Here is a 12,611-nt window from a genome sequence, read left to right as displayed (position 1 = left end):
TTCATAGAATTAAATGGGATTTGGTTAACAAAAAGGAGTATTGCCTTCGCTTGAAAAAGCGCGGCAGACTGTTTACCAGTCCTTCAGGATCAGAAGATGTGACAGCATCTTTTGGTCCCCTTTTATTTTATGGTGGTACCTGTCAGGTACAATGGTAGTATAAAATGCTCATGTCCATTGGGTTTAGGTTCATTTAGTATATATATAGTCAGGGGGCTTGCAGCGAGCGGTATTTTGATTTGGTGGATTGATTCTCCCGCAGGGTAACATTTTTTTCATCAATCGTAAATTCTACCGGCGAAGTCAGCGACAACGCTTTTAACACCTGCTCAAGACTCAACTGGCGCAGGCGACCGGTATAGCGATACGTTTTAAGTTCTTCGTTCTCAAAATTTATCTTTACATCATACAGGCGCTCGATCTTACGGGCAAGTTCACGCAACGATTCTCCCTTCACAGAGAGCCAGCCGTCTTTCCATGATGTCTCATTCTCGGCATCTATACCACGCTCGTGATTGAATATATAGTTTTTAGCAGAAGCATCGCCCGAATCTGTACGGGAGGCAATTATCTTTTCATTAGGCTTCAGTTGCATGATCTGCGTTGCGCCAAACGGAGTTGTGTACTCAATGTTTACCAGTCCACGTACAAGCGTTGTACTCACATGGTCATCATCACTATAGGCTTTAATATTGAAGGCGGTTCCCAATACGGCTACTGTATACAACGGTGTCTCTACACGAAAGGGAGTTTTCTTCTTCACAACATCAAAGAAAGCCTCACCCTCCAGTTTCAGGTATCGGTTATCTATACCAAAGTTCTCATCAAATGAAATTTTACTCTTGGCATTTAACCACACTCGGGAGCTATCGGGCAATGTTATATAGGTTTTCGAACCGGCTGGTGCTTCAATCGTAGTGAGTTGTTGACTTCCACTTGAAAACAAGCCATTCCTCATACGAGATCCCACGAAGAACGAAACGGCCATGCATACTACAATGATGGCAGCATAGCGAAGCCACGGCATGGCTACACGCTGGCGCTGCAACGGCACTTGTTGCTGAACTCGATCACGAACAATCTTCCAGTCTTTTTCCGGATCGATCTGCTGATACGGCAGGGTATCCAGTTTACTCCAGTACTTTTCAATCAACGTAAATTCCTGCTGAAAAGTGAGATCGTTTTTCAATGTCTCCCATTCAGCTTGTTCAGTTGCATCCAGTCCACTCGTTAATACTTTGGTGGCCAGGTACCATTTGCGTTCATCATCGTTGTTCACTTGCATACAATACGGTTAGGGTAACAGATTTAGCTTTTCGTTATAGTATATATTCTATCGGGTAATAATCAGTTTCCGGGTTTGATGCGTACCATGTCCTTCCACACGAACTACATACGTACCCGGACGCAACGCGGAAGCATCGAACGTAACCGTGTGTTTACCGGCACTATATTTCGTCTGCTGCTCCATCACGCGCTTTCCTAGCATGTCCTGTATATCGATGGTGATATCGCCCGGCTTTTGTACCTCAAGGTCAAACGAAGCGGTAGTTGATGCCGGGTTGGGATACGGTGCTGATAGAGCGATTGATCGATAATCGTCTTCCGTGCCAACCGGTGCCGAAAATGTAAAATCCATAATGACAACACCAGACTCATGATACGATGTACCGCCAAATCCACCTATGTCGCTTACGCGGATATATATCTTCTGTCCCTTCCTCATCGCATAATCGGTGATGCGCGATTGTTGCTGGTTGCTGTTAATGTCATCGTTACACGCTACCTGATTCATGTTCTCATCGAAGAATGCTACGATGGTATTGAATCGCGATTCAGCCAGGTCAGCAGTAACCAGTCCGTTGCCGGGAGCAGTAAAGTGCCACCACACGGAGTGGATCATTTCATAACCGTTGTTGTGACAGTAGGCTATAACATCGTGCTCGGGTTCGTATGTAGCGGGATACGTTGAAGAGCCATAGCGTTCAACATCCGGTGTAATCTCAATGGCGTCAACAAAATTATCGTTCACTACTGTTGGCGGTACTACATCAATGGCTCCGAAATACGTTCGCACAGAAGGTATATATTCCTGCCCGTTCGCTATATATTTTTCGAAGGTAATATCGATCTGAGGATACGGGAAGGTGAGTTCACGCGTATCATCCAGCGTATATACTATCCAAAAGAAATGGAGATTTTCCAATTCCATCGATACATTCCCTGTCACTTCAAATGTTTCGGTTGGATTTTCGAGTGAACCGAACATCGGCACCAGTCCTGCGATGAGATCGTCAATAGACACAAACTCATCGGTAGTATAGTATACCTTTACTTCCTTAATGAGGGAAACGTCAGTTGTTCCCTCGGTTGTAAAGGTGATGGACGTAAGATCAACATTGTCGTAATCGCCATTCACGGCAAATTCTACAATGCCGGGAAAAGCAACATCACCAAGCTTTACCGGAGGTTGTGGCGGAGATGTAGCCTGACGAAAATACGTATCATCAATATAGGCCGCCTGAATGGGGCGTACCTCCACATCATCCATAAACCATATACCAGACTCAGCTTCGGAGCCTACATTTGAGATATGAACGAATGCTATATGTATCGGTATACCTTTATATTCTGAAAGATCAACGCGGAGCTTTTCTACGTAAAAAGGCATCTCGGCTTCCGTATAGGTTGCGAGTGTTTCGGTAAATGCCTCCGGGGCTTTGTTGGTAGTGGTTGATATTCGTATTTCGAAATTATCACCTGTATCAAAAAAAGATCTGCGGCTGTCGAACATCAGGTAATCACCTTCTGCCGGTGTGATCTGTGGCGTGATCAGCCAGTCTTCATCGGTCATACCATCGCGACCGGGCTCTATATTAGAGATCACATATTTTTCAACACCAAACGGATTATACTTGAAAACAGCCCAGTATATCTGCGCTCCTCCTCCGTTTTGCCAGGTCGTCCAGCCTTCGGGTAACTCACCTACATCGGTCTCATCGAAGCTTTCGTAGAACGTTACCTGCTGTGCATATACCTGCACGGTAGCACAGAACAAAAACGCCAGGCCAACCAGGAGGCTACACGTAAACTGCTTACTACACCTGAAATACTTTTGTCCGGAGTAAAATTGATGCATAGGGTTAAGGCTTGGGTAAAAATTAAATCGCCCTATAGACAGGAAATTTTACAGCAACCCTTAAACGCGATAGAAAAAATTATAAAAATATTTTTCCGCCTACGAAAACAGCAGCATAAAAACAGAGATGAGAAGATCGCGTAATCGTTTTAATGCTATGGATATCTGGCCTTCCACCGTTTTAACAGAAAGTTGCAACTGATCGGCTATAGCCTGATTGGATAGTTTCTCCATACGGCTGAGGAAAAATATTTCACGACATTTTTCAGGCAGGCGATCGATGGCCTGCATGAAAAGTTCCTCCTGCTCGGCAACCAGTATGCGCTCAAGCGGATTATCACTGGAGAGATCGGCTTTATTATAGTCGCGCATGTGGCGCTGCACAACTTTATTGGACTCTATAAAATTGAGACACGCATTGCGTACTCCGTGGTATAAATATGTTTTAAGTGAAAAGCGAATGTTGATGGCATCGTGTTTGGTCCAGAAGCGGATAAAAAATTCCTGGACGATCTCTTTCGATTCCTCCACATCACCAATATACTTCATCGCAAAAAGTGTCAGCGGACGGTAGTATTGGTCAAACACAATCCGGAAAGCACTTTCGTGACCTTCTTTCAGGTATTTGATCAAGTCCTCTTCAGAATATGCTTTCACCTTTATACGTGTGATTTTTGCTGACTATTGTCTCATAGCCTGTTCGGCATGCCCGTGCTCTTCCAAACGCGAGGCGTACTATAAAGATGCGGTGTTCAGGTTATTATGTCAACATTACGAGGAAGGACGAGTTCTTAACAACATTTTTTTTATCAACGGCAAGCCAGAAGGCTTGCGCTATGGATACAACGGTGTGCCTATCGCACCAGGAAGTGCGGATTCAACAGGTTCTCTTTATTATATACGAGTTCTTCCCGTTCGTGGAGTTGAAGAACTTTGAGTCCGATTTCGTTCATAATGATATGCGCTGCTGCGGTGTCCCATTCCATGGTAGGTGCATAGCGCGGGTATACATCGGCCTTGTTTTCGGCCAGCAATAAGAATTTTAAACTGCTGCCTTGCGATACGAGTGTGGGTTCCTGAAGTGCTTCAATGAATGTTCTTGTCTCATCGTTCATATGCGAACGCGATGCTACCACCCGTAAATGAGGTTGTTTCAGATCAACCGGCAAACGTTTGGCCAGTGGCATAACTCCGTTTGCACGTTTTACAAACGCACCTTTACCTTGTGTAGCATAAAACACTTCACCGGTAACGGGTATAGCAACAACTCCCAACACGGCTATACCTTCATGAATGAGCGCAATGTTTACTGTAAATTCACCGTTGCGTTTCAGAAATTCTTTGGTGCCGTCCAGCGGATCAACCATCCAGAAGTATTGCCAGTCTTTGCGTTCCGCGTATGGTATAGCTTTACCTTCTTCGCTCAGCACAGGCAACCCGGACGTTTCGAGTATAGATGCAATAACATGATGTGCCTGTTTATCGGCACGCGTTAGCGGAGAGTTATCGCCTTTCGATTCAGCTTGAAAATCTCCGGAATGATATACCTGCAAGATTTCCCTGCAGGCTTCTTCTGATGCGCGAATGGCTAATGTCAGCAGCGAATTATGAATATCCATCCGGAAATTTACAATTTATACAATCATTCCCGCAGCTACTGTCTCATTCGTTCCTTCATCTACCAGGATAACACTTCCTGTAATGCGGTTCTTACGGTAGCTGTCGAAAAACAACGGTTGCGCTGTGCGTATTTTCACACGGGCAATGTCGTTCATTACCAGTTGATCAACGTTCTCTACGCGGTGCAGGTTGTTGATATCAAGTTTATACTGAATCTCCTTCAACACACCTTTTACATCGCGCGTGGTGTGGCGTACATAGAATTTCGTATTGAGATTGATCGGTTTCTGGTTCATCCAGCAAAGCATCAGGTCTATATCCTGTTCGGATTGCGGATGATTGTTAGGCTTCGCTATAATATCACCGCGGCTGATGTCAATTTCATCCTGCAGCGTGATGGTTACTGACATCGGTGCAAATGCTTCTTCCAACACTTCGCTACCGGTATATATTTCCTTGATCTTCGATTGAAACCCGGAAGGCAACACCACTACATCATCGCCTGGTCTGAATATACCACCGGCCACACGTCCAGCATATCCTCTGAAATCATGATACTCTTTAGACTGCGGGCGAATTACATACTGCACCGGGAAGCGGCTGTCGATATGATTATGATCGCTTTCGATATGTGCTGTCTCCAGCATGTGCAATAATGTAGCACCTTGGTACCACGCCATGTTCTCGGAGCGATTCACAACATTGTCGCCTGCGAGTGCGCTGATCGGCACGAACTGTATATCGGATACTTCGAGTTTAGATGAGAACGCTTTATACTCTTCCACAATCTTGTCGAATACATCTTCGCTATAATTCACCAGGTCCATCTTGTTTACACAAACAATGATGTGCGGAATTTTCAGCAACGATGCTATGAAGGAGTGACGATACGTTTGCTCTACCAATCCTTTGCGTGCATCTATGAGAATGAGTGCAAGGTTTGCCGTAGACGCGCCCGTTACCATGTTACGGGTATATTGTATATGGCCCGGTGTATCGGCAATAATAAATTTACGTTTGGGTGTAGCGAAATAACGATACGCTACATCGATGGTTATACCCTGCTCACGCTCGGACTTCAAACCGTCTGTGAGTAATGAGAGATCTACATAGTCAAACCCTTTGCGTGCGCTTGATGCCTCCACGGCTTCCAGTTGATCTTCAAATATAGATTTACTGTCGTATAGCAAACGTCCGATCAATGTACTCTTTCCATCGTCTACACTACCTGCAGTTGTAAATCGGAGCAGCTGATTATTTAAATACGAATTCATTTTTCTTCAGATGATTTGAGTGATTAAAAGTAACCTGACTTCTTACGGTCTTCCATGGCTGTTTCAGAGCGTTTGTCATCTGCGCGCGTGCCGCGTTCTGTTTTGCGTGACGCTGCTACTTCAGCAATAATTTTTTCTACTGTATCGGCATCCGATACAACAGCACCTGTTATCGGCATATCGCCACAGGTACGGAAGCGCACCGTCATCTTCATCGGTACTTCATCCGGTTTCAGTTTTAACCACGGTGATGTTGAAAGTATAGCACCATCGCGGATGATCACTTCACGTTCGTGTGAATAGTATAATTTCGGGATGGGTATATTTTCAAGGTGTATATATTGCCATACATCCATTTCTGTCCAGTTGGAAATTGGGAATACACGGAAGTGTTCGCCTATATGTTTACGTCCGTTAAAGAGATTCCATAACTCCGGGCGCTGATTCTTCGGATCCCATTGTCCAAATTCATCGCGGTGTGAAAAGAAGCGTTCTTTCGCGCGTGCCTTTTCCTCATCGCGTCTGGCACCACCCATAGCAGCATCAAATTTATGTTGCTCGATGGTATCCAGCAGCGTTACCGTCTGCAGCGAGTTACGGCTTGCGTTATAGCCGGTCTCTTCTTTTGCACGACCTTTATCTATACTTTCCTGTACGGAACCTACAATCAGTTTAACTCCCAACTCGTTTACGAGCCAGTCGCGATACTCCATGGTCTCCGGGAAGTTGTGTCCGGTATCAATGTGTACCAACGGGAAGGGTATACGCGCAGGAGCAAAAGCTTTACGTGACAGGTATGCCAGCACGATGGAGTCTTTCCCTCCTGAAAATAACAGGGCAGGTTTTTCAAACTGGGCTACTACTTCACGGATCACAAAGATCGCCTCGGCTTCCAGTTCTTTCAGGTGACTTAAATAATATTGGTGGCTCATCTCGTTGTTTACTATTATCTCTATACTATATATCTCTCTTTTACGATTCTGCGGTAACTCTCGGCAAAATACGGTTCATCAACTGATCGACCGATTCTTCAACACTATAGCGATGGGTTGGTATAGCTATATCAGGGTTCTGAGGCGCCTCGTAAGGCGAATCTATACCGGTGAAATTCTTTACTTCACCTGCTCGTGCTTTTTTGTATAGTCCTTTCACATCGCGCTGCTCACAAATCTCAATGGGCGTATCGACAAATACTTCCAGGTAGTTTTCACTTCCTACTATATTCTTTACCTGTTCGCGATCGGCATGAAACGGAGATATAAATGCCGACAGTACAATGATACCGGCATCAAGCATCAGCTTGGACACCTCTCCTATTCTGCGAATGTTTTCTACGCGACCTTCATCCGTAAACGTCAGGTCTTTGTTCAGTCCCGCACGAATGTTATCGCCATCGAGCAGGTATGTTTTGAATCCTGCATCGTGCAGTTGCGCTTCGAGTTGAACCGCGAGTGTTGATTTTCCGGAACCTGATAAACCTGTAAACCAGATCAGCAGCGGACGCTGTTGCAGCAATTGTTCGCGCTGATGTCTGCTTACTTTTGTTTTTATGGGATAAATGTGATTCAAGGATATTAATGCTTTTGTGATCGTTACTTGGTGGAGATGATTCAGCGGCAGGTTTTATTGCCCGCAACAACTGTGTTTACAAGCGCTACAATTGTGTTCGAATGAACAGTCAATTATCTGACATGCAGTAAGATGCGCGTAAAAAAAAGTATTACCTGAATCTGATCGACACATAAACCACTAACTTTGTAGAGTATTGGCAAAGGTAGAACGAATGGCCGAGTCTACAAGGATATTCGGAGATGAAGTGGAAATTTTTCTGATTTACAAACAGCAGTTAGTGAAGGGGCCCGCAGATTTCGCGGATGGACGCAGAAAAAATCCAGAAACACAGAGAAATCACAAAGAAGGCACAAAGCTGCACGAAGGGATTTCCTTTGTGTTACTCGGTGTCTTCTTCGCGTCCTTTGTGCTCCTGGATTTTAGCTTTATTATGAAAGGAAATATATACTTCCCATTCAACGAAGTCTCAACCTCAAGAAAACGATTAACTGATAATGGACTAACGTCAAACTTTCCCAAGCTCCCAATAACGCTTCAGCATCTTCAGGAATTCTTCCATCTCGTGAAGCGGTATCATGTTAGGTCCATCGCTTAATGCTACTTCCGGGTTCGGGTGTGTTTCGATGAAGAAACCATCTACACCCGCTGCGGCTGCAGCACGCGCGAGGAAGGGCGCGAACTCACGTTGTCCTCCGGATGATCCGCCTTTACCACCGGGTTGTTGTACCGAGTGTGTAACATCGAAAATTACCGGAGTATATTGACGCATGATGGGGAGTGAACGTATATCTACAATCAAAGTATGATAGCCGAAGCTTGCTCCCCGTTCGGTCAGAAATACATTGTTGTTGTTCTCGCCTCTCACTTTATCAACTGCATACTTCATGTCTTCTGGAGCCATGAACTGACCTTTCTTGATCTTTACTGCTTTGCCGGTACGCGCAGCTGCTTTCAGTAAATCTGTCTGGCGGCACAAGAACGCTGGTATCTGCAATACATCGGCTACTTCAGCAACCTCTGCACATTGATACGATTCATGAACATCAGTTACAATCGGTACACCTAATTCTTTCTTTACACGCGCGAGAATTTCAAGTCCGTCTTCTTTCGATGGTCCGCGATACGAACCTGATGACGTACGATTCGCTTTATCGAATGACGACTTAAATACATATTGAATGTCGAGCTTCTCACAGAGCTCTTTTACTTTACTTCCTGTCCCGATACAGATCTCGTAACTCTCGGCAGCACAAGGGCCGGCAAACAATACCATCTTGTTACCACCAAGTATAACTTTATCTGCGATCTGAACTTTATCCTTGAATATTTCCATGTTGATAATTTACCCTTTAATAATCTTCTCAAACTCACCACGTGCCGACAACACGAGGTCTGCTACTTCGCGCAATACTCCTTTACCGCCTTTGGCAAATGTTACCAGGTCAACTTCATCTTTTATATACTGAAATGTATCTGCCGGACAAACACTGAAACCTGCCAGTCTGAAAACAACAAGATCGTTAATATCATCCCCGATGAAGGCAACTTCCTTTGCATTGAGTTTATAATGCTTCACCAGTTTTTCGAATGTTGAGGCTTTGTCAAGAATACCCTGGTGACAAAAGTCAATCTTCAATTCAGCACAACGTTTTGTAGTTGCTCCGGATTCTCGTCCTGAAATAGCCCCTGTAATGATGCCTGCTTTGCGCAGATGACTGATGATCTGACCATCCTTCACATTAAAATTCTTGATCTCCTTGCCGGTCTCGTCATAGATGATCTTTCCTTCCGACAAAACGCCATCCACATCAAAAAATATGGCTTTTATAGTGCCAGCCTTCTTTACCTGTTCCTTGGTATATCTTGCAAGAATCTGTTTCAAACGATTTACTGTTGAGTTTTCACGGAATTGTGCTCCGAAAATTAGAAAAAGGTTTTTACTTTCAAGCACTCAAACCTAAACTGTACATGAAAGTTTTTAAGTTCCTTCTCTGCTTTCTGATCACTGCGGGACTCATTTACCTCTTGGATAACAGCCATATTGTGAAGGGAAATCGACTTCCTCCACTCGGCAGGTTCCTCGATCCTTTTCACGGCTTCTGGCAGAACATCGAAGCAAAAGGCGATAGTATACCCGAACAACCTGCTATTCCCGGTCTGACGGGTAAGGTTACCGTTGTATTCGATAGTTTGATGATCCCACACATCTTCGCTGAAAACGATGCTGATCTTTACCTCGCCCAAGGCTATATCACTGCAATGCATCGCCTGTGGCAAATGGAAATTCAGACGCACGCTGCTGCAGGAAGAGTATCGGAGATTGTAGGAGAAGTGGCGCTGGAGAGTGATCGCTCCAACCGAAGACTCGGCATGGTATACGGTGCTGAAAAAGCTTTGGCGGGCATGATGAAGAACCCGACTACCCGAACCATGATCGAGAAATATACCGAGGGGGTTAATGCATACATTGCTTCACTTACGGATAAGACAATGCCGTTCGAGTATAAACTCCTCGACTATAAACCCGAGCCATGGACTACTTTAAAGTGCGCACTGTTACTCAAGAACATGGCAAAAACACTTTGCATGGGCGATAAAGATATCGAGATGAGCAATGCGTTAAAACTATATGGCAAAGATGTAGTCGAGCTGCTATACCCGGACCGCGAACCGATTGGCGATCCGATCGTTGATAATGTCAATGGGTGGAAGTTTAAACCGATCGCGTTTGATACTATACCACACAGTGTTCCGGATGAATATATCAATGTTAAAAAACTACCTGCCTCCGACCCTACCACGGGTAGTAACAACTGGGCTGTGAGTGGCCGCAAGACTGCTACGGGTGCTCCTATTGTCTGTGGTGATCCACATCTTAATTTATCGCTGCCTTCGCTCTGGTATATTGTTCAGTTACACGCACCGGGTACCAATGCCATGGGCGCGTCATTACCGGGCTCCCCTGCTATCATTATCGGTTTTACTGATTCAGTGGCATGGAGTGTTACCAATGCTCAACGTGATCTCGTGGATTGGTTTGCTATTGAGTTTGAGAATGACAAGAAGGATAAGTATTTGCTGGATGGCAAATGGACTGATACTAAAAAAGTTGTTGAAGCCATCAAGATCCGCGATAAAGAAATATTTTATGATACGGTAATATATACTCATTGGGGGCCTATTACGTACGATGAAGATTTCCATGCCGAGAATAATCTTGTACAACACGCTTTCCGGTGGATGGCGCACGATGAGTCGGAAGAACTGATGACGTTCTATAAATTGAATCGTGCTAAAAATCACAACGATTATCTGGATGCGTTGAATCATTTCTCAACACCTCCGCAGAACTTTGTCTTTGCATCCGCTGCCGGAGATATAGCAATGCGTGTTCAGGGTAAATTTCCGGTACGCAGAATCTTCGAAGGTAAATTTATACTCGATGGCAGCAAAACCTCCAACGGATGGCAGGCTTATATTCCGAATGATCAGAATGTACAGTATAAAAATCCGGTGCGCGGTTTTGTGAGTTCGGCAAATCAATACCCGGTGGATGCAACGTATCCTTACTATATAACGGCTTCGCATTATGAAGCGTATCGTAATCGAAGGATCAATACGGTATTGAATGAATCAAAAGGTATCACGATAGAAGACATGATGAAGCTGCAAAACGATAATTATAATTTGAAAGCAGCTGAAAGTCTCCCGGTGTTTTTAAGTCAATTGGACTCAGCAAACCTTTCCCCCAAACAGGCAAAAGCATTTCAAATCTTAAAGTCGTGGAACTATATCAATGATAAAGATTCCGAAGGAGCTTCATACTACGAAGCCTGGTGGGATGTATTGATGCCATTGATCTGGGATGAACTGGAGAAGAACAAAATCACACTCACGCGCCCGACAACCTATAACACCATTCGGCTTATCAGGGAGAAACCGGACCTTACGTTCTTTGATATACAAGGCACGCCCGAAAAAGAGACGGCAAGGGATGTACTCCGAAAAGCTTTTGCACTAAGTGTTGAAGACATCGACAAGTGGAAGCAGGAACATGCATCAAAAGATACCACTGCTGCAAAAAGTAACGCAGAAGAACCCGTGAAGTGGTCGATGTATAAAGACAGTTATATAGGTCATTTACTGCGACTCGAACCGTTGAGTGCGCACGTACTCACCGGTGGTAACCACGACATCGTTAATGCACATTCCAAGACACATGGACCTTCGTGGAGAATGATAGTGAGCCTGGAGAAGACCGGTGCTAAAGCATGGGGAGTATATCCCGGCGGACAATCGGGCAACCCGGGAAGTGCACACTATATAGATATGGTCGATGCGTGGTGCTCTGGTAAATATCACAATCTGCTTTTTCTGCAATCACCAGCGAACAACAAAGCAGAAAAAACAATTACAGTTAATCTCAATCCTGCAGCGAAATGAAATTCATTCTTCAAGTCATCGCTATATTTATCCTGGCCTATATAGCGGAGTTATTTCTTCCGTGGTATAGCCTGGCCATTGCGGCCTTTATCATGGGATATCTTTTAAAATCGAAAGCGAATTTCCTGGCGGGCTTCCTCGCTATCGGACTTCTCTGGTTCACCAAAGCCTGGGTGATCGATGTAAATGCTTCAGCAGACCTCGCACAAAAAGTAGCGCTGATTTTTCCCGTGAAAGAAAAAATCTGGCTCATGCTCGCGACAGCATTTATCGGAGCACTTGTAGGAGGCTTTGCAACCTTGACTGGTTCCCTCTTGAAAACTGAAAAGAAGAGAGTTTATTATTGATTGTCACGAGCAGGAAATTTCTTGGCAGTCAACAGATTAACACTCCATAATCGCTATCTTGTACAAATCAGTTTATGTATACATTCTTAATGTTATAACGTTAAGTCAGCGTGAGGTATAGCGACAAGAGCAAGATTGACACACCAATGCTGAGCTTAAAAAAGTTCATAACATTAGCAGGTTTTGAAAAACAATTTTCGATCACGTTGCGATAGT

The 12,611-nt window shown here is 44.5% G+C and carries 11 protein-coding genes; 2 read left to right on the top strand and 9 right to left on the bottom strand.

Annotated elements, in window-relative coordinates:
• Positions 1-208 precede the first annotated feature (208 nt).
• The 9 genes from ACFQ21_RS18630 to ACFQ21_RS18590 form a co-directional block, all read right to left on the bottom strand.
• Complete coding sequence (locus ACFQ21_RS18630) at positions 209-1,285, bottom strand: FecR family protein (RefSeq protein WP_377580981.1); 1,077 nt, start codon at positions 1,283-1,285, stop codon at positions 209-211.
• 48 nt (positions 1,286-1,333) lie between these two features.
• Positions 1,334-3,139 carry a choice-of-anchor J domain-containing protein gene (locus ACFQ21_RS18625; protein ID WP_377580979.1) on the bottom strand — a complete coding sequence of 602 codons (1,806 nt, stop codon included), beginning with the start codon at positions 3,137-3,139 and terminating at the stop codon, positions 1,334-1,336.
• A gap of 99 nt (positions 3,140-3,238) precedes the next feature.
• Positions 3,239-3,796, bottom strand: a complete 558-nt coding sequence (locus tag ACFQ21_RS18620; protein ID WP_377580976.1) for an RNA polymerase sigma-70 factor — start codon at positions 3,794-3,796, stop codon at positions 3,239-3,241.
• A gap of 197 nt (positions 3,797-3,993) precedes the next feature.
• Positions 3,994-4,758 (bottom strand): 3'(2'),5'-bisphosphate nucleotidase CysQ, encoded by a 765-nt coding sequence (cysQ, locus tag ACFQ21_RS18615; RefSeq protein ID WP_377580973.1) that lies wholly within the window; start codon positions 4,756-4,758, stop codon positions 3,994-3,996.
• Between the two features lie 15 nt (positions 4,759-4,773).
• Positions 4,774-6,033, bottom strand: a complete 1,260-nt coding sequence (cysN, locus tag ACFQ21_RS18610; protein ID WP_377580970.1) for a sulfate adenylyltransferase subunit CysN — start codon at positions 6,031-6,033, stop codon at positions 4,774-4,776.
• Positions 6,034-6,056: 23 nt separating this feature from the next.
• Entirely contained in the window at positions 6,057-6,965 is a 909-nt protein-coding gene (gene cysD / locus ACFQ21_RS18605; RefSeq protein ID WP_377580967.1) for a sulfate adenylyltransferase subunit CysD, read from the bottom strand.
• 40 nt (positions 6,966-7,005) lie between these two features.
• Positions 7,006-7,602, bottom strand: a complete 597-nt coding sequence (gene cysC / locus ACFQ21_RS18600) for an adenylyl-sulfate kinase (RefSeq protein ID WP_377580964.1) — start codon at positions 7,600-7,602, stop codon at positions 7,006-7,008.
• Positions 7,603-8,110: 508 nt separating this feature from the next.
• Positions 8,111-8,938 (bottom strand): 3-deoxy-8-phosphooctulonate synthase, encoded by an 828-nt coding sequence (gene kdsA / locus ACFQ21_RS18595; protein WP_377580962.1) that lies wholly within the window; start codon positions 8,936-8,938, stop codon positions 8,111-8,113.
• 9 nt (positions 8,939-8,947) lie between these two features.
• Positions 8,948-9,487 (bottom strand): KdsC family phosphatase, encoded by a 540-nt coding sequence (locus ACFQ21_RS18590; RefSeq protein WP_377580959.1) that lies wholly within the window; start codon positions 9,485-9,487, stop codon positions 8,948-8,950.
• Positions 9,488-9,573: 86 nt separating this feature from the next.
• Between ACFQ21_RS18590 and ACFQ21_RS18585 the strand changes: the two genes are divergently transcribed.
• Positions 9,574-12,048, top strand: coding sequence for a penicillin acylase family protein (locus ACFQ21_RS18585; RefSeq protein WP_377580955.1), 2,475 nt, complete (start codon positions 9,574-9,576; stop codon positions 12,046-12,048).
• Positions 12,045-12,395 carry a hypothetical protein gene (locus ACFQ21_RS18580; protein WP_377580953.1) on the top strand — a complete coding sequence of 117 codons (351 nt, stop codon included), beginning with the start codon at positions 12,045-12,047 and terminating at the stop codon, positions 12,393-12,395. Before ACFQ21_RS18585 ends, ACFQ21_RS18580 begins: the two co-directional genes overlap by 4 nt.
• The last annotated feature ends 216 nt before the right edge of the window (positions 12,396-12,611 follow it).

It is taken from the genome of Ohtaekwangia kribbensis, from assembly GCF_042676245.1.
Taxonomy (GTDB): domain Bacteria; phylum Bacteroidota; class Bacteroidia; order Cytophagales; family Cyclobacteriaceae; genus Ohtaekwangia; species Ohtaekwangia kribbensis.
Note: the sequence above shows the minus strand (reverse complement) of the source record. Positions and strands in the feature narration are given on the sequence as shown.